At 44.4% G+C, this 19,397-nt stretch carries 13 protein-coding genes and 2 pseudogenes; 7 read left to right on the top strand and 8 right to left on the bottom strand.

Features of this window, described 5'->3' with window-relative positions:
- The first annotated feature begins 203 nt into the window (after nucleotides 1–203).
- A pseudogene (locus L5M28_RS05090) lies at nucleotides 204–1,172 on the top strand (transposase).
- Nucleotides 1,173–1,500: 328 nt separating this feature from the next.
- Here the strand turns inward: L5M28_RS05090 and L5M28_RS05085 are convergent.
- Complete coding sequence (locus L5M28_RS05085) at nucleotides 1,501–2,376, bottom strand: toxin-antitoxin system YwqK family antitoxin (RefSeq protein ID WP_263202669.1); 876 nt, start codon at nucleotides 2,374–2,376, stop codon at nucleotides 1,501–1,503.
- Between the two features lie 177 nt (nucleotides 2,377–2,553).
- Here L5M28_RS05085 and L5M28_RS24190 point away from each other — a divergent pair.
- Nucleotides 2,554–2,664, top strand: a pseudogene (locus L5M28_RS24190) (IS30 family transposase); the annotation flags it as partial.
- Nucleotides 2,665–2,959: 295 nt separating this feature from the next.
- Here L5M28_RS24190 and L5M28_RS05080 read toward each other — a convergent pair.
- The 4 genes from L5M28_RS05080 to L5M28_RS05065 all read right to left on the bottom strand — a co-directional run bounded on the left by L5M28_RS05080 (nucleotide 2,960) and on the right by L5M28_RS05065 (nucleotide 6,840).
- Nucleotides 2,960–3,538, bottom strand: coding sequence for a porin family protein (locus L5M28_RS05080; RefSeq protein ID WP_263197867.1), 579 nt, complete (start codon nucleotides 3,536–3,538; stop codon nucleotides 2,960–2,962).
- Nucleotides 3,539–4,153: 615 nt separating this feature from the next.
- Nucleotides 4,154–5,005: a class I SAM-dependent DNA methyltransferase gene (locus tag L5M28_RS05075; protein ID WP_105251307.1), complete on the bottom strand. Its 852-nt coding sequence runs from the start codon at nucleotides 5,003–5,005 to the stop codon at nucleotides 4,154–4,156.
- Nucleotides 5,006–5,145: 140 nt separating this feature from the next.
- Nucleotides 5,146–5,922, bottom strand: coding sequence for an EAL domain-containing protein (locus L5M28_RS05070; RefSeq protein ID WP_113940061.1), 777 nt, complete (start codon nucleotides 5,920–5,922; stop codon nucleotides 5,146–5,148).
- A gap of 204 nt (nucleotides 5,923–6,126) precedes the next feature.
- Nucleotides 6,127–6,840, bottom strand: coding sequence for an oxidative stress defense protein (locus tag L5M28_RS05065; protein ID WP_113940062.1), 714 nt, complete (start codon nucleotides 6,838–6,840; stop codon nucleotides 6,127–6,129).
- Nucleotides 6,841–7,257: 417 nt separating this feature from the next.
- Here L5M28_RS05065 and rimO point away from each other — a divergent pair, with 417 nt between their 5' ends.
- Nucleotides 7,258–8,676: a 30S ribosomal protein S12 methylthiotransferase RimO gene (rimO, locus tag L5M28_RS05060; RefSeq protein WP_198573078.1), complete on the top strand. Its 1,419-nt coding sequence runs from the start codon at nucleotides 7,258–7,260 to the stop codon at nucleotides 8,674–8,676.
- A gap of 237 nt (nucleotides 8,677–8,913) precedes the next feature.
- Here rimO and fumC read toward each other — a convergent pair whose 3' ends face one another.
- Together fumC and L5M28_RS05050 are read right to left on the bottom strand one after the other, a co-directional pair.
- Entirely contained in the window at nucleotides 8,914–10,317 is a 1,404-nt protein-coding gene (fumC, locus tag L5M28_RS05055) for a class II fumarate hydratase (protein WP_263202668.1), read from the bottom strand.
- A gap of 209 nt (nucleotides 10,318–10,526) precedes the next feature.
- Nucleotides 10,527–10,751 (bottom strand): ribosome alternative rescue factor ArfA, encoded by a 225-nt coding sequence (locus tag L5M28_RS05050; RefSeq protein WP_131523432.1) that lies wholly within the window; start codon nucleotides 10,749–10,751, stop codon nucleotides 10,527–10,529.
- A 266-nt stretch (nucleotides 10,752–11,017) separates the two neighbouring features.
- On the opposite strand from L5M28_RS05050, the gene L5M28_RS05045 reads away from it, so the two are divergent.
- Together L5M28_RS05045 and L5M28_RS05040 are read left to right on the top strand one after the other, a co-directional pair.
- Nucleotides 11,018–11,866 (top strand): substrate-binding periplasmic protein, encoded by an 849-nt coding sequence (locus L5M28_RS05045; protein WP_263202667.1) that lies wholly within the window; start codon nucleotides 11,018–11,020, stop codon nucleotides 11,864–11,866.
- Nucleotides 11,867–12,149: 283 nt separating this feature from the next.
- The gene (locus L5M28_RS05040; RefSeq protein ID WP_263202666.1) at nucleotides 12,150–14,276 is read left to right on the top strand and encodes a TonB-dependent receptor; all 2,127 of its coding nucleotides are present in this window, start codon (nucleotides 12,150–12,152) and stop codon (nucleotides 14,274–14,276) included.
- 252 nt (nucleotides 14,277–14,528) lie between these two features.
- Here L5M28_RS05040 and pmbA read toward each other — a convergent pair whose 3' ends face one another.
- A complete protein-coding gene (gene pmbA, locus L5M28_RS05035) occupies nucleotides 14,529–15,872 on the bottom strand; it encodes a metalloprotease PmbA (RefSeq protein WP_105251299.1) in 1,344 nt (447 codons plus the stop codon).
- A 437-nt stretch (nucleotides 15,873–16,309) separates the two neighbouring features.
- On the opposite strand from pmbA, the gene yjgA reads away from it, so the two are divergent.
- Together yjgA and L5M28_RS05025 are read left to right on the top strand one after the other, a co-directional pair.
- Entirely contained in the window at nucleotides 16,310–16,846 is a 537-nt protein-coding gene (gene yjgA / locus L5M28_RS05030; protein WP_198573074.1) for a ribosome biogenesis factor YjgA, read from the top strand.
- Between the two features lie 29 nt (nucleotides 16,847–16,875).
- Nucleotides 16,876–19,389, top strand: a complete 2,514-nt coding sequence (locus L5M28_RS05025) for an Ig-like domain-containing protein (protein WP_263202664.1) — start codon at nucleotides 16,876–16,878, stop codon at nucleotides 19,387–19,389.
- The last annotated feature ends 8 nt before the right edge of the window (nucleotides 19,390–19,397 follow it).

Here is a 19,397-nt window from a genome sequence, read left to right as displayed (position 1 = left end):
GTTTTGTAATGTTCAATATCCGCTTGTTCATACCCTCTGACTTGTGCATGAGAATACTAAAGAATACTAAATGGAAATACTAAATGGACATCCAAAATACTAAATGGACATCCATCGTTAATGGCGAGGTAGTTAACCTCCGAATATGCTTTGGTTAAGCATTAAACAAGGAGGTTTGTAGGCCGCGCCCTCGCAGAACTCAGATTAGTCTTGAAGACACCCCTTTTTATCACTGTTGCAGTCGTGTCGTTCGACGTGCTTTTTTGTGTGGCGATGATCGTTACTCAGGTAAAAACCATGACCATCGCCGCGCTTGGGTAGAATCGCTATTGTTTGAACTCGAAGCCGTTTTTGCAATAGATGTGGCGGCCTTTGCGGTGATGTCCAATCATCTACATGTGGTTTTACGCATTGATGTAGAGACTGCAAACCGCAGGAGCGACAGGGAGGTGCTTGAGCAATGGCATAAGCTATTTAAAGGCGATGAATTAACGCAAAAATTCGCCAAAGGTGGGTTGGTTGAAGCGGACGAGGTCAACAGATTAAGGCATTCAATCGCCATTTATCGCACCGCTTATGTGATATCAGTTGGTTCATGCGTTGCTTAAACGAGCCGATAGCAAGACAAGCAAATCAAGAAGATAACTGTACTGGGCGTTTTTGGGAAGGTCGATTTACCTATTTCTTTTATAGAGAATCAAGCTCTACTTGATGAAGCTGCCGTTTTAGCCTGTATGACTTATGTGGATTTGAATCCCATCAGAGCCCAAATGGCCGATACACTGGAGCGATCAGCTCATGCCAGTATTCAGCTTCGAATTCAGGCGGCATTGAAAGATGAGCAGCCCAAAAATCTATTGCCTTTTATCGGCAATGAACGCGATAACCAACCCATTGGCATTACGTTTTCATTAATAGATTACCTTCAATTGGTGGATGATACCGGTCGAATTATTCGAAATGATAAACTAGGTGCAATCACTGAAAATAGCGCCAAGTTACTGACAAGATTAAATATCCACCATGACAATTGGCTTAAGCTTACCACCGAGTTTGGTAAGCTATTTCATGGCCCTGTGGGAACCTTGCAAGAACTGACTGATTACTGCGAACACTTAGAAAAGCGACGACGGCACTTTGCCAAATGCTGTCAGCACCTCAACGCTGGCTGATTTCAATCCTGCATCATTAACCATGCCTTTCACAACAGCCAACAAGAGAATGGCTTAGGTATTTTTTACTAAAAATCTAAGTTTTTCAGCAAAATAGGCTAATTGAGTTAGTCCTCATCCTCTGGAGCAATACCTCGCAAGCTTTTTAGCCGCTAAGTGACTTTTAGTCACTTGGATGCTAACTGAAAGTACATTATGTTCTTGTTTTATATTGGGTGGCCTGATTTATATCTGCCTGATTTATATCTTCGCTACAAATGGAGGACAAGATTTATTTCTTCCAACACTAATTGTCAATTGCTGCAATTTTTTTAAAGATTCCATCTAACTAATCATTATTATAAGTCGTTTCTTGAATTAAATGACTATCTTCATTATAGCTTTTCCAAATACCTTCTTTCTTACCATTTTCATAAGTTCCTTCTACTTCTATTATACCATTTTTATGATAACTCTTAAAAAGCCCCTCTCGCTCTCCATTTTTATAATATTCCTCAGCTTGCAATATTCCTTCCTCATCATAGGCTTTATAAAGACCATCTAATTGATCATTTTTATAAACGCCTTCCGCCTCTAATTTACCGTATTCATTATAATATTTAAACAGACCATTTCTAATACCATTAACATAGTTTTTTTCCACTGTTAATCTACCATTTTCATTATAACACCTCCAAACACCTTCTAATTTTCCATTTATATACAACGCTTCATTCTCTAGTTCACCATTACAATGATAAGTTCGATAAAAACCGTATTCTTTCCCATTTTTAAAAATTTGCACTGTTACTTGACCATTTTCATTATAATATTTCCAAACACCTTCTAAAGTCCCATTTTCATAAGTCAATTCCGACTCTAACTGACCGTTTCTATAATAGCTTTTACAAATACCATCTTCTTTCCCATTTACATAAAACTTTTCCTCCATTAGTTTTCCATTAGACCAATAATGCTTATAAATGCCTTCTCTATTGCCTTTTCTATAAGTTCCCTCTTTTTCTAACTGACCGTCTTTATAATAACTATTACAAATACCATCTAACACTCCATCTTTATAATTTTCTTCTTTTTCTAGCAGACCGTTTTCATAATAACTATTACGAATACCATCTAACTTTCCATCTTCATAATTTTCCTCAATCCTTAGTTGACCATTTTTATAATGACCTGTTACTTTCCCTGTAAATATTTTTTTACTCATTTTGCTATACCATAATTAAGATAACTAAAATTCAACTCCGAAGTGCGATACTCTAATCGGAGAATAGAAGCAAGATTAACGCCCAAGAGTGCAAATCTCAATCTATCAGTTCTATTTTCAACCATAGTTTACTCAAAAGCATACTTATGTTAACCATAGATATAAGAGACTATCACCATGAATTATCTGTATTTGACCATAGTAAGACGATACCAGATTTCTGCTCTTTTAGAACAAGGCTTTCGATATAAATGTACTGATTGTCATCGTCCTAATGACGATAGGCAATCCTCCCATGCCTAAAATCGGTGGGGTTTGCATGTTTAAAAACGCCTTTTTTAATGAATTAGTTTGACTTTTGTCCCATATATCGCCCCATCATTTTTAATGGTACTCGTTCAAGCAATTTTCGCCATAACAAATTGTAGGCAAAAAATGGAAAGTGAATTATATTGTTGTTTATAAATGGCTGCCAATACTTCTTATTAAATCCAATAACATCTACCATCAAGATAAAGTAAAAAAGGCGTGACACTTAAAGTATCACGCCTTAATAATTATGAATTGTTGATGAGATTACTAATTAGAAGCGATATTCAACACCAATACTGGCTTGATTAAAGTCTGTATCTGTTTTTCCGCCATTGGCGACGCTATCGACATTAATATCTGCATCATACCAAGTGTACTCAGCATTAATTAAAAATCGTTCTGTGACTTTAAATGCCACACCGGCGCCGGCGAATACACCTTCACCATCGTCATTGCCAGAAAAACCGACGACGTCATAATCTGTCGAATACCATAACTGACCACCTTTAGCATATAGCTCAACTCGGTCTGCAATGGGAAGCATGACTTTAAGGGCTGCCGTATAACCATCGGTTTCGGCATTGGCTAAACCATTACCATAATCACCAAAGTTAATGTAACTACCTTCAAGAGCAAGGTATTTATTAAACTTATAACCAACAAGGCCCTGCATTACATCACTATTATCATCAAAATCATCATCGCCATCGACTTTTAAATAACCGTAGTTAGCGCCGACATAGATTCCGTTTTCTGCGGCATCACTGTTGCTCATGTTATCTGCATGAGAATATGCACTAAAAGAGGCTAAAGAAATAATGGCAGCTAAAGTAAGAATGGGGTTTTTCATAAAGTACTCCTAGTTAATTATTTAAATACACTAAGGACATTACAAAAATAATGCCAACCTCGCAAAACCACACTCAGATCAATACACAATGAAAATAATAACCATACTTATCAACACTATAGGTTTATTTTAATATTTTAAATTCGAGTTAACTATTTTTATAAAACACATGAAACTTTTTTCATACTTACACTAAAGCCGTGCTAATTCTGTCTTAATGTATTTATTGCCTGTGAAATTGTAACTATTTCATAGGCAATAAAATAAACACACAAAATCATTACATTTAATTAACTCCATTATCATTTCTATTGTGCGACTTATTTATTAAAGCAAGTTTATTAAAGCAAGCTTTAACGGGAATACTGTGCGGCAGCGTTATAAACAAGAGTTATGGATGACGAACTGATTGTTAAACATGGACGTTATTTGGCAAGGAATATCCAAAAGGGGAACGGTACTTTCCCCTTTTGGTCGACTCTTGATGAAAAATCAGGAGTGAAGCCTACAACTTTAATTTGGCTTTAAATAAAAACAGACTGACAGAGAAGCGAGATTTAACAAGTAACAGTGGCATTATGAGCAGACCTTCTGTTACCAAACTTCAACAGAAGGTCAAATCTTCACGCAAACAAACAGCGCATTACCTGATGCTAAATCCCACGGGACAATTCTTTCATAATCGTGTTCGAAAACATGCACTTCAAAATAGGGCGCTAACAATTCCTGCAGCTCAGTGAAGCTGGTAGCGACCATAGCATGTTGATCTTGCCATTGCTCAATACTGTGGACTTCTTGTAAGCCCACTTCTTGCAAACCTGCGGCGTGTAACCCAGCTTCCAGCGAGCCTAAGCCTTTCATATCAGAGACAGGTAAAGGCGAGACCTCAGCAAACGGCTGACTGCTTTTGGCAATACTCAACTTTAATGACTGTTTTTCACCTTGCCCACTGTAATGCCAGCCGGATTCGAAGGCGAAATGACTACCATCAAACTCGGCAAAATGCTTGACCGAACTTGTGTTATCGATTCTGTGCTTATCGACAGTATTAAAACAAAACAGCCCACCGTCATTAAGTGCGCTATGCACACTGGCGATACAGCTTTTAAGGCGTTCGATGCAAGCACTGTAATGGATGGAATATAAAAAACAGGTAATCAAATCGACGCGCTCTTCTAAATAAAAAGCCGTCATATCTTGGAGGTTAAACTGAGCTTCAGGACAACGACGCATGGCCATGTCTAGCATAGGCTGATTGATATCTAGGCCACTGCACTGATAACCAAGGTCGATAAAATGCCGCACATGTGGACCAGTGCCACAGGCTAAATCAAGATGTTGCTTACCATTATTGCCGAGGAACTGATGCAGACGATGGATGCTAGCGCTCTGTTGCTGGTAGTTGATATCGGAACACATTAAATCGTAATAACCGGATAAATCGGTATAGAGCGCGTTGGAAGACATAGTAGCGAATAGGTAACAAGGGCAATTTTAGGTGGCGCATGATATATCAGTTAGCCGATATCAGAAACAAAGAATTATCCATCGAGTCTCAGCACGTGTTATCTCTCTAATCGTGCAACAATATCAATCCACCTAACCATTTACTTTGGGGCGTGAAAGCTCAGCTCTTCATAGGAACTCAAATATTCGAGTTGTGGTTTGGCAAAATAATACCCCTGAAAATACTCAATCCCTATTCCAGCGAGATAATTAAGTTCGGCTTCAGTCTCAATGCCTTCGGCCAAAACTCTTGTATTAAGCTCTAAACAAATACGCAGTATTTCATCCACAGCTAACTGCTTTTCTCTATCGAGATCGATATCACGGATCAAGGTCATATCAAGTTTTAATACTTGAGGGCGCAGGGCTTCGAGCCAGCTTAAATCAGCAAAACCACTGCCAAAATCATCGATTGCCGTGATAAAACCACGCTTAGCATAGCTCTCGAAGATACGGACTAATTTTGCCCGATCAACAATTTGCTCGCCCTCAGTCACTTCGAACATGATTTTGTGAATATCAAACCCATACATGTCAGCGGCTTCAATCGTCGCGCGGATACAGGTCTCAGGGTTATATACGGCATTAGGTAAAAAGTTGATACTGAGCATCTTATCGAGTCCCAGCTTTGAAGCGGTTTCTATCGCTTTAACACGGCAAGCCTGATCAAAATAGTATTTATTATTTTCATTAATCCGCTCAAACACCCATGCAGCCCCTTCACCATCAGGGCCTCTAACCAGAGCTTCATAACCGCTAATCTCACGACTAGGCCAATGGATAATAGGTTGAAATGCCATTCGAATTTCAAATCCTAATGACTTACCACTTAAGCAATCCATGCAAGTTTGTTGCTTTATTCGAGCGGGAAAATCCATAAACGGCCTCCTAAACATTAACCTTACTAGTGTGAGGATAAATACTTAAATTTGCCAGTTTTTACTGTTCATCATCCTAATAAAATCCATCACATATAGAGTGAAGAATGCTATTTCCAAAAATATAAAACGATTGTAAACGGCATAAAAAAATGGATGAATCCCAATAGGAGCTTCATCCATCACCATATGCCTCTGACTGATTTACTTCAGTTTATAAACCACTTCAACTCTATCTTCTATGCTCACTTGACCGTACTGATAGCTCTCGGCGGCGCCCATGGCATCGGCTTTAGCGCTCATACGCAACATGACAGGTTGCACAGGGCGTTGATCGTAATAACGGATCTGCCAAATCTTACCGAGATTTTCACCAAAGCCTTTAGCCAAAGATTCGGCTTTTTGTTTGGCATCCACAATCGCGGCTTGACGTGCTTTGGCGACGTATTCAGCTTCTTTGCTCGACTTAAGGGCGATGTTATTGACCCGATTCATGCCCTCTTCTAAGGCAGAATCTAAAATAGCATTCAAGCGGCTTAAGTCTGTTACCGACACGGTAATTTGGCGACTGGCAGTATAACCCGTCAGCTCTGGCGCTTTATCCTGCACATAGACGTATTGCGGTTGAAGATTTAAATTCGCGCTCTGGATCTGATCTTTAGTCACACCCGCTGCGGTGAGACGGGCGATAAACTTAGCCACGGCGGCATCGGAATTATCTTTGGCGGCTTTAGCGGTTTTTTCGGTCACGGCCACTTCCACATTCACATCCGCCATATCAGGCTCGACTTGGATTTGACTCACCCCCATGGTTTCAATATGCGGGAAATCGACCTCAGCGGCGAGCACTGCTGGCGCCATAAACGCGCTAGAAAAAAGACCACCCGCCACCAATACCGCTAAAAGAGAATTTTTCATAACTTACTCCAAAATAATGTGCTTATACCTAAACCACTTCAAATAGAACGCATATTCAAAACGAGACGGCTAAAACGACTGTGTCGCTTATTTAGCGCTTAGGCTATCAGTAAAAAGTGCCAATACTTGTGCCAATATGTAACAGCATCAAGAAATTGTCTCTTGTCCCTATAAACGCGGCCAATTTTAAAAAGGGTTAATTTTTCTGAAAATTTTTTAGCGCTTTTTATCCAGATAAGTTCGACCTTGGATCTTTGGCCTATCTTCCTATATCCACACCCAAAATAGGCCTTAGGGTTAACTGGCATATTCAGCGCCCCAGTTGTACACTTTTCAGCCAAAGCTACTGTACCTTTTAATCACTTCAGGTATAATCCGCCAACTTTTTTAAGGCGGCTTATACCTCAGCGAGAAACCATGACAGTTGAAACTTTTAAACCCAAGCAAACGACCACGCTTGATATCCCAGTCAAAACATTAGAAGCAGCAAGCACTAATGCTGTTACCACTGGGAATCGCATCGGTTTCGTGTCTTTGGGCTGCCCAAAAAACCTCGTGGATTCAGAGCGTATTCTGACTCAGTTACGCATCGACGGCTACGAAGTCACTAACAGCTACGACAATGCCGACTTAGTTATCGTCAATACCTGCGGCTTTATCGATGCTGCGGTGGAAGAATCTCTGGATGCTGTGCGTGAAGCCTTAGAAGAAAACGGCAAAGTGATCGTCACTGGCTGCCTTGGCGCCAAAGAAAACCAAATCCGCGAAGTGCACCCAGATGTGTTAGAAATCACTGGCCCACACAGCTACGAAGCCGTGTTAAAGCATGTTCACAAGTACGTGCCTAAGCCAGAGCACAACCCTTTCACCTCATTAATCCCACAAACTGGGGTTAAGTTAACGCCTAAGCATTACGCTTATTTAAAGATTTCAGAAGGTTGCGACAACCGTTGTACTTTCTGCATCATTCCTTCGCTACGTGGCGATCTCGACAGCCGCCCAGCGGGCAGCATCTTAGATGAAGCTAAGCGTTTAGTGGAATCAGGCGTACAAGAAATTCTAGTCGTCAGCCAAGACACCTCGGCCTACGGCAAAGACAAAGGCGGTCGTACCGATTTTTGGAACGGTATGCCAGTCAAGCAAGACATTACTAGCCTAGCGCGCCAACTGGGTAAAATGGGCGCTTGGGTGCGTCTGCATTACATCTATCCCTACCCATGGGTTGACGATTTAATCCCGCTAATGGCGGAAGGTTTGATCCTGCCGTATTTAGATATTCCAATGCAGCATGCTAGCCCGCGCATCCTCAAGATGATGAAGCGTCCAGGCCGTGTTGACCGTCAGTTAGAAGCGATTCAACGCTGGCGTGAAATTTGTCCAGATCTAGTGATCCGCTCAACCTTTATCGTCGGCTTCCCAGGTGAAACCGAAGAGGATTTCCAAATCCTGCTCGATTTCTTAAAAGAAGCTCGTCTTGATCGCGTAGGTTGCTTTAAATATTCTGAAGTCGATGGCGCTGTCGCCAACACTATCGCCGAGCTTATCAGCGAAGAAGTTAAAGAAGACAGATACCACAGATTTATGGAACTCCAAGCCGAGATCAGCGCCGAGCGTTTAGCCCGTTTCGTTGGCCGTACCTTAGACATTCTGATTGACGATGTAGACGAAGAAGGCGCCATTGGCCGCAGTTTCGCCGATGCACCTGAAATCGACGGTATGGTGTTTATCAATGGTGAAACTGAGTTGGAACCTGGCATGTTGGTTCGTGCCCGCATCACCCATTCAGATGAACACGATCTGTGGGCAGAAGTGGTAGATGCTGACACCCAAGACTAAGCCGTTCTGATACAGGACAGGCTATGACTCAAAAAGCGAACCTCTGGTTCGCTTTTTGTTTTTATCATTTCGTAAGCATTAACACTGCGAATGCTTCAGCATTCTTACTCCACTGTTTCACCTCACTATCTCATCACACTGTTTCTTTTCATTATATTGGCTCACTATCTTGATTCATTGCCAGCCTCAATTTCGCTGATTTATCAGCAGCTAGGATGAGACGTTTTGAATTAAGCATTAAGCATCGGGTCCCAACATCTTATTGGCATCGACCCACAGCTCGAACTCTTCTGCTGTCACAAACTCAAGTTCTAATGCCGCTTGGCGCAGAGTCTTATGCTCGCTATGGGCTTTTTTGGCTATCTTAGCGGCCTTTTCATAACCGATATGTTGATTTAGCGCTGTCACTAACATGAGTGAGTTCTCCACATGCAGCGCGATTTGTGGCTCGTTCGCCACTATGCCGACCACGCAATGGTCATTAAACGACTGGCAAGCATCCCCCAATAAGCGCCCAGATTGCAGCACATTGGCGATAATCATCGGCTTAAACACATTGAGCTCAAACTGACCATTGCTACCGCCAATCCCAACGGCGACATCATTACCCATGATTTGCGCGCACACCATAGTCATAGCCTCGACCTGAGTCGGGTTCACTTTTCCCGGCATGATCGACGAACCCGGTTCATTTTCTGGCAGTAATAACTCACCAATGCCACAGCGCGGGCCAGAACCTAACATCCTAATATCATTTGCGATCTTCATTAAACTGACCGCCGCCACTTTATAGGCCGCCGACAGGACGACTAATTCATCGTGGGCAGCAAGGGCAGCAAACTTATTCGGCGCCGTCACAAAGGGCAAACCCGTGAGTTTTGCGATATTGTCCGCCACCTTAACGGCGTAATCCTTGTGTGTATTCAGCCCAGTGCCCACGGCGGTCGCACCTAAAGCTAGCTCGGCCACCCGCTTGAGACTGTACTCAATGCCTTCGATGCCATGACTTAACTGCGCGGCGTAACCCGAAAACTCTTGGCCTAACGTTAACGGTGTTGCATCCATAAAATGCGTGCGACCGATTTTAACGATTTGCGCAAACTCCTCGGCCTTATAATGCAAGCTCTGCTGCAATAACCTCATGCAGGGCAAAACGAGCTCAACCGCTTGGCGATAGGCGGCAATGTGCATAGCGGTGGGAAAAGTATCGTTAGAGGATTGTGAGCGGTTAACATCATCATTGGGGTGCAAGCATTTAACCGCATCGATAAGTTGCCCACCCGAGAGCACATGGCCGCGATAGGCAATCACCTCATTGACGTTCATATTGGTTTGCGTGCCCGAGCCCGTTTGCCAAATCACTAAAGGAAATTGCGTATCGAGTTCGCCTGCTATCAGCTCATCACACACTTGGGCAATCTGTTGGGTTTTATCTTGGAGCAAGACGCCAAGTTGTTGATTGGTAATGGCTGCGGCTTTCTTTAAATAGCCAAAAGCGTGGATCACTTCGACAGGCATAGATGCCTCAGCACCAATACGAAAGTGCTGCCGCGAACGCTCGGTTTGTGCGCCCCAATAACAATCGACGGGGACTTTCACCTCACCCATAGTGTCGTGTTCAACTCGATATTGCTGTGCCATGTGCATCTCCTTCGCTAAAACGCTCTAAGCGTTCACCATACTCGCTCAGGGCGAAAGTACAATTAACCTCCAACAAGGAGTATCAATAATAAGGCTGATTTAAGCGTAAAGATTGGCGTAAAGGCAGGTGGATGAGCATGAATTGGCAGGATTAACGATGCACTAACACAGCAGACTAAAGCAGCGAACTGAAGCAGTAAAAAAGCAGATTAACAAAAGCGCAGACCTAGAAAGTCAAAAGGGGCATCGCCCTTGTGCTGATGCCCCTTTCGGTTTTGTGCTTTACGGTCATATGACCCTTTGCCCTTTTTCGCTTTCTCGGTGCGGGTCCTAAACAAGGGACTCGTCACTAACGCTTTGAGTGCGTTGTCGGTAATGGTGCCTCGACCACTTTCGTGTTCTAAGGGCATATTTTGCGGTTTTTGCTTAGTCATTTTATGCCTCACTGCTTAATGAAAGTTAAGCCCATAGCCTAACAGCGCAAACTATAACGCAATCAAATCAGATGTACAGAGTTTGTGCACTCCAACATAAAAAATGACTTTAACTAGTAGGAAAGTATGATAGATTATTCAAATAAAAATAATATATTAGCTTAATAATCAATAAGATTTTATTAATAGGTTTAGTGAGTGAATTTTGCCATAACCTTTATTGGCACTCAGGTTACACTTTGTAATCGACAGATAAGGAGATCAATTTGACATCCGCGTTAGTCGCTCAACCTTGGCTCGGCGCACTGCTCTTGCTAATAACGCTTCAAGCCCCGCTTGCCAACGCTTTTTCCAGTTCAGACTCCTGCGTGATGACCATGGGGTATCGCACCAGCGAACGCTTACCCTTTATCGGAGACGAGTCCAATAACACGGGATTTTATCACGAACTCTATCAAGCGGCGGCGGACAAGATTGGCTGCAAACTCAATGTGGTGCGCGCACCTAAATTACGTATTCTGCGGGATCTCAAACTCGGCAATATCGATTTTTATCCCGGCCTTAATTTCACCGAAGAGCGGGCTCAATACGCGCATTTTATCCCCAATGGACTTTCACAACGTGCGATTGGCATTAGCCGTGCTGGTGCCGCCGATATTCGCTCCATTGAACAGTTAGCCCATAATGAGATGACCCTCTTAATCGCTCCCGGCAGTTACGACTTTGGCGGTTTACCCGATAAAATCAAGGTACGCAAACCGCCTGAGTTAACCGTCCCTAAAGCCTTGGATTATTTGCTTTCAAACCAAGGGGACTTTTTTATTTATGATCAAACCACTTTGCATTATTACCTTAAAAATCGTGACCAAAGCCAGTTTAAACTCCACTATCACTACAGCGAATTACCGCAGGAAATGTACCTCGGTTTCTCGAAAAAAAGCCGCTACTACCGCGGTAGACACAACCCCAACTATCGCGCTGATATCCCCATCAGCCCAGATAACAGTCCCACAGTGTTAACACCAGATTCTAAAGTCTTTGAATTTGCCAAAGCACTCGCCGCTATGGATTCCCAAGGTGAAACTCAGCGCTTGTATAGTAAGTATTTTGGCTAGCTTAAATCCCAGAAATTAAAATGCCTCATTTGGGTTAGCTTAAATCACAAAAAGTACCGCTAACGCAGAGTTCTATTGGACCTCTTACCAATTGAGGAACCAATAAAGAACTAAGCGAATCATGCCTAACTGATTAAAAAGTGGAAAACTTGTCTTCTGCTCAAGCCATATTCTGATGTTTTAACTCGCTTTGTTACCCTCTGCGACAATATGCCGCACCTGCCACACTGAGATGCTCTTTATAATGCAGCGCAATTAATCCAAGTGAATGGAAGACAATAAGATGGCTGCAAATTCTGCGTATTTATCTCACCCGTTTAAAACTTCAGTAATTTCCTCATCCCTCGCAATCGCCATGGGTTTATCACTAGCGCCACAGGCCATGGCTGACGACAGCGAATTAGCCAATATTGAACGCTTAGAGGTCCATGGCCAACAGACCGAAAACCGTAATACCTTAGGCTCGGCTGAAAATCTACTGAAAGGGCAAGGAGTCGATTTCTCCGAAGCGGGCGGCGTATCGGCCCTACCTATCCTCAATGGCATGATGGGCGATCGCATCAAAGTGCTGGTTGATGGCGCCGACATTACCGCGTCCTGCGCAAACCAAATGAATCCACCGCTGTCCTATATCTCCGCCAATCAAATCACCGCAGCCGAAGTCATTGCGGGCGTATCGCCAGTCAGTGCCGGTGGAGACAATATTGCGGGCGTGATTAAGGTTAGCAGCCTTAACCCTAAATTTGGTGAAAGCGAGGCTATCAAGTGGAATAGTGGCGATATTTCAACTGGATATCGCAGTGTGAGTGACACCTTATTACTCGGCACCAACGCCACAGTCGCCAGCAAAAATGTCAGCCTTAGCTATCAAGGCGCCTATGAAGATGCCAACAGCTATAAAGATGGCAATGGCGATAAAGTCATAGATACTCTATACCGCGCACAAAACCATGCACTGACCGCCGCATGGCGCGATGAGACTCAAGAAGTTGCCATCAAATTGACCCACCAAAATATTCCATTCCAAGGTTTTGCTAACCAATACATGGATATGACGGATAACAAGAGTTACGGTGCCCTCGCCCGTTATCAACTCAAACTCGACGATGACGGTGAATTCAGTGCCCAAGTAAACTGGCACGGCGTGAAACACGAGATGGGCTTTTTCACCCCAGAAAAAACCGGCAAGATGCCAATGAACACTGAAGGTGATGACTACAGCTATCAACTGCACTGGCGCTTGCCAATGGGTGATGACAGCACCTTACTGGTCGGCCAAGAATACTATAGCTACCAGCTCGACGATGTTTGGCCTGCGGTGCCTGGCACTATGATGGCGCCCAATGACTACATCAACATCAACGATGGTGAACGCCGCCGCGCCGCCGTTTATGGCGAATGGCAGCAAGATTTAAGTCAAAGCTGGTGGTTATCGGCGGGTGTTCGCTTTGAGTATGTCACCACCAATACCGGTGAAGTCCAAGCCTATAGCAACATGCCTATGATGGGCATGCCCAATGTCGACGCAGAAGCGGCAAAAGCCTTTAATGCGATGGACAGAAAACGTGATGATAATCTGATCGATGCCACCTTGCTGGCGCGCTATCAATTATCGACTAATCAACAACTTGAGTTTGGTTTAGCCCGCAAGAATCGTGCACCGAATCTATACGAACGTTACAGCTGGGGCCGCGGCACTATGGCGACCACTATGATAGGTTGGTATGGTGATGGTAATGGTTATGTGGGTAATCCGGATCTTAAACCAGAAACCGCCCATACCCTGAGCGCAGCCTACAAATATAACGATGATAGCTGGCAAGTTTCGACCACAGCTTGGTACACAGCAGTGACTGACTATGTCGATGCAGAAGTCATTGGTAGCTTCAATCGCACTAGTTCGCCTGATGGCAAACGCAATATTCTCCAATTCACTAACTTAGATGCCAATCTCTATGGCGCACGTTTTAATGCGCTCTATCAGTTTGCCGAAACCAGCACAGGTAAATGGCAAGTGTTAGGCAAAGTGAATGTAACCCGTGGCGAGCGAGATGAAGGTGATGAACCTTTATATCAAATCAAGCCGTTGCAAACTGAGCTGGCACTGCAACATCAGTTAGGTCAGTGGGAAAACAGTCTTTCATGGCAATGGGTTGCGACCAAAGATCGCGTAGATGACCGCCGCCTTGAAAATGAAACCGACAGTTACTCCTTGCTCAATTTGAACAGCAGTATGAAATGGCAGGATCTGACTGTCACCTTCGCCGTGAATAACCTGTTCGACAGCTACTATGAGCTGCCACTGGGCGGCGTAAGTGTAGCGGAATTTAAGGCCGATAATACCAATGGCTTTAACCAAATTGCCGGTGCAGGTCGCTCGTTCGAACTCAACGCAAGCTATGCATTTTAACGACTGATTTTAAAGGCACTGTTTTTAACAACAGAGTTTTTAACCACATGGTTTTTAACGGCGCGGATTTTTAGGTCGAACAGCTCTAATCCAAACGTTAAACAAAAAGGGCAAGCAGATTAAGTGATTAATCGCTTGCCCTTTTTTATGCTCGAACCACATTCATGCCACTGACACTAAAGCACAGGCACTAAAGCACTGAGACGACTTAAGCGCACTATAGCAGCACGGCAGAACGAGTGAGACTATGGATTAGTTACCCGCAATCTTCATTTCAGATAACAAGATACCGCCGGTACGAATCGATGAGCGCAGATCAAAATCCTTACTCACGGCTTGCACGCCACGGAACATCTCTTTTAAGTTACCCGCGATAGTGATCTCTTCCACTGGATATTGGATCTCACCGTTTTCAACGTAGAAACCCGCCGCACCACGGGAATAATCGCCCGTTACCATGTTCACGCCTTGGCCCATAACTTCGGTCACAATCAAACCTGTGCCCATGTCTTTTACCAATTCGTCGAAGGTTTGGCCAGTGTGGCCGAGCGTCCAGTTATAAATACCGCCCGCATGGCCCGTGTTGGTTAAGCCTAACTTGCGCGCCGAGTAACTGGTCAGCAAATAGGTTTCTAACATGCCGCGGTCAATAATGCGTCTGTCTTGGGTCGCCACGCCTTCACTGTCGTAGTTCGCGCTTGCCAATGCGCCCAGTAAATGCGGCTGCTCTTCGATATTAAACCAATCGGGGAAGATTTGGGTGTTGATCGAATCCAATAAGAAACTGGATTTACGGTATAAACTGCCACCGCTGATCGCACCGATAAAGTGGCCGATTAACCCTGTGGCGATATCTGGCGCTAATAAAATGGGTAAACGCGTAGTAGCGATCTTGCGCGCACCGAGGCGGCTCACTGTCTTCTCGGCGGTCTTTAAACCTACCGTTTCAGGTGCAAGCATCTCGCTGAATTTACGGGCGATAGTGTAATCGTAATCCCGTTGCATATTGCCTTCGCTATCTTCACCAATCACGCTGCAACTCAAGCTATAACGCGAGCTGCAATAACCGTTTAAGAAACCGTGGCTGTTGCCATACACTTTAACCGCAGTGTGAGCATTGGCACTGGCGCCGTCGGAATTATTGATACGTGGATCGGCATCGAGCGCCGCAGTTTCGGCGCGGATCGCCAGTTGCGCTAACTCATCGGGGGAAATATCTTGTGGATAATACAGTTGAAGATCGCGGATCTGATTTGCCATCAAGGCTTTATCGGCAAGACCACTGAATGGATCCGGAGAAGTATAACGGGCGATATCGTCGGCCGCTTTCACCGCTAAGGCGATGGCCTCTGGACTTAAATCCGACGTCGATGAACTGCCCTTGCAACCATCGCGGTAAACCGTAATTCCTAAGGCACCATCTTTATTAAATTCAACGGTTTCAACTTCTTTTAAACGGGTAGAAACCGACAAACCTTGTTGTTTACTGATCGCCACTTCGGCAGCGTTCGTTCCTAATTTGTTGGCATATTCCAGCGCCACGGCCACCGCATCTTTCAGCGCGCCCAATTCACTATCGATTCTGTTCAAAGACACAAAGCTACTCTTTCGTTGTCGGCAATTGCCGTAGCATAACAAACACAAATCCCATTCACATTAATTATTCGCGGCGGACTTAGGCTTGAGAGCGTATCCTATACCCAAACAACCTGAAGATGCAGGATTCAGCGGGAGTTTAACGCACTTTAGGCAAGGCGGTTATTTGCGGACCTAGTGGACTAAGTTAAAAATAACCAACGCAGCATAAAGTGCGTTAAAACCCGCCAGGACGGAGCGCCTAGGGCACTTCACTTCCGTGTTGCATCAATTCAAAAGGTAGCCGACATTCTGTCATTGCTGCGCCTTGAATTGAAGCACCCTATGCGCTCTGAAACTCGTATCTTCAGGTAGCTTGGGTATAAACACATTCACCTAGGCGATTTTTGGCTGGAGATGTTATTATTAGCCAGTAAATTACTTGAGGTTTTATCTATATGAAGATTGTTGGTGATTCAGAACATTTTAAACAGCCCTACGACATAGATGAAGATTATGTCAGCAGCAAAACAACGGACAAGCGTGATAGCGAAGCCGTGCAAAAAGTCGGTATGGAGCTTGTTTCACTGAGCAAGACTCAGCTAGATAAAATCGAGCTGGATGAGTTTTTGTACGACGCTATCCTGCAAACACGCAAAATCAAGGTCAATACTGAGGCGTATCGTCGCCACATGCAGTATATCGGCAAATTGATGCGTAATTTTGATATTGAGCCAATCAAGGCTTCACTCGCTATCGTGTTGAATAAAAACAACAACGAGACCGCTAAGTTACAAATGTTCGAAAAAATGCGTGAACGCTTACTCACCCAAGGTGATGATGAGATTCAAACTGTCGTCGAGCATTATCCGCAATTAGACAGACAAAAACTGCGTACTTTGGTGCGTCAAGCCACCAAAGAACTGGCCAAAAGCCCAGAATCAAAATCATCTAAAGAGCTGTTTAAATATCTACGCAGCGAAATCCAAGACTAATTAACTTCAGCCCCACAAGGATGTTGCTTATGCGACTTAGCAAAACGTTATCGGTATTTTCTTGGGTATTACTGGGCGCATTAGCGCTCAGTGGTTGTAATGGCGCAGCTGATGGCACCGACACTGACGGAACAACAGACAGCTACAGCTTAACGCTGGGCTATAAAACTGTAGTTAACGGCAAGTGCGCCGATGCAACCACCAATTTAAGCTTTGCCTCCGATACGAGTTTTTGTGCCGTCGCTACCTTAAAAAAGGGTTCGAGTAAACTTAGCGGCCAACTGATTAGCTTCGCTGCGACCTTAGGTACTGTTGCGCCAGCAACAAAACTCACCAATGCAGATGGCGTTGCTGAAGTCATCATTTCTAACCCAGCATTAACAGCAGAAGCTGGTACCTTAACGGCGAGCTATACGCCATCTGATGCAGACGCATTAACTGCAAGCCGTAACTACGAGTTCGTTGGTTCAGGCAATGGCAACACCATTGAAACACCCAAACTCAGCGCCAGTATTTTAAGCAGCTCAGCCTTAGTCACTCGCTTTAAAGTCGATGAGTCGGTGCAATTACAAGCCATATTGCTCGATAGCGAAAGCAAAGGTATCGAAGGCGCTAAAGTCACCTTTACTGCTGGTTCTGCGGCGCTCAATCCAACCAGTGCGTTGACCAACAACCAAGGTATTGCGCAGGTACCCTATACGCCAAGTGCAACTGAATTAGGGGCAAATGCCTTAACGGTCACTGTGGACTATCAAGGTCAATCGCTGCAAACCAGCAGTTTGTATGAAGTGTTGAGTAAAGATGCCGTCAATCAAGAAGGCACGCTAAAACTCGGCTCATTCAATGGCGCAGTCTTTACCGAAGGTAAACTGGCGAGCACCTTAACGGCCGATGCCAATGGCAAATATAAAATCAGCGCAGGCGGTAGTTTTGGTGTAAGTGCAAGTTTAGTATTAGAGGCCAATGACGGCACGGTTACGCGAGTACAAACACCCTCTTCCATCAGCTTTAGCTCAGATTGCACCACAAACAATAGCGCCACACTCGATACCCCAGTTACAACTTTATCGGGTAATGCGAGCTCGACCTTCCAAGACACAAGTTGCAGTGGCAACAGTGAACGTAGCGACCAAATCATCGCCACAACCGTAGCTGGCAATCAGACGTTAACGGCAAATTTCCCATTTACTCTACAACGCCAAACGCTTGCCAGCTTAAGTTTTGAGTCGGCAGAGCCGGCACAAATTCGCATCAAAGGTGCGGGCGGTACGGGTTCAAGCGAATCCTCTTTAGTCAGCTTCAAAGTCACCAGCGCCAATGGCCAACCTGCAGCGCAACAGAATGTCAGCTTTACCTTAGATACGGTTGTCGGTGGTTTAAGTTTTGCCAATGGCACTGCGAATGCGCAAAGCCTGACTAACTCCCAAGGTATCGCCAGTGTGCGCGTATTATCCGGCACAGTACCCACGCCTGTGCGCGTGGTCGCCACTGCTGTTGATACTGATACTAAAGAAGTCATCACGAGCCAATCTGAACAGTTAACCGTGAATACTGGTCTACCTCAACAACTTGGATTTAGTTTAGCGACGAGTAATGCCAACCCTGAAGCGGGTAATATTGATGGTGAGAAAGTCACAGTGACAGCAAGACTGTCTGATAGTTTTGGCAACCCTGCGCCCAATGACACAACAGTCAACTTCACCAGTGAAGGCGGCCAAATAGAGCCAAGCTGCTTAACTCAAAATGGTGTCTGCAGTGTGACTTGGACATCAAGCGATCCAAGACCTCAAGACCATCGCATAACAGTATTAGCCTACGCTTTAGGTCACGAAACCTTTTTCGACACCAATGGTAACAACCAATTTGATACAGCTGATGGTAGCGCCATTGCAAAAGCTTGCTTGATAAATGGCGTTCCTGTGGCTTGCAGTGGTAACGGCTTAGATATTGAAACCTTTCATAGCTCAGGCTTTAGCGATCTGCCGACAGCCTTTCGCGATGATAACGAAAACTTCGCCTATGATGGTGGTGAACGCTATTTCGATAACCTCGCTAGCGACACCTATAAAGGTGCCGATGGCAAGTTTAACGGCCCTCAATGTCAAGGCGCACTCTGCGGGACAGGACAAGCCAATAAGACTTATGTTCGTAAAGCAGTTGTGATGATAATGTCTGGCTCAAAAGCGTATTTCTCCCTATGGCAAGATGGTGTCAAAGTATATGAAGATCGCCTAGGTCAAAATATTCTCAACAATCTAGAGTCTTTAACGGCAATTCCTGCAGGGCAAACATCCGAATTTACCGTAAAGTTCTACGACAGTGCCGATCAAATTCTGCCCTCTAGCACAACGCTTAATATCGATGCGGATAAAGGGGAATTACTGTCAACGCCTTATACTGTGCCTAAAACGAATGATGCTAATGCAAGTATGGCGGACTTTTACCTCAAGAATACTGAAACCGCTAGCAGCCAAGTGGTACTAACAGTGAATACACCAAGTGGTGTTGAAACCTTGCTTAAGTTCAATGTGTTGCTGCAATAATAACGAAC

This window comes from Shewanella sp. SW32 (assembly GCF_025653365.1).
GTDB classification, from domain to species: domain Bacteria; phylum Pseudomonadota; class Gammaproteobacteria; order Enterobacterales; family Shewanellaceae; genus Shewanella; species Shewanella oncorhynchi.
The sequence above is the reverse complement of the archived record's forward strand: the minus strand, read 5'-3'. Positions and strand labels throughout refer to the sequence as shown.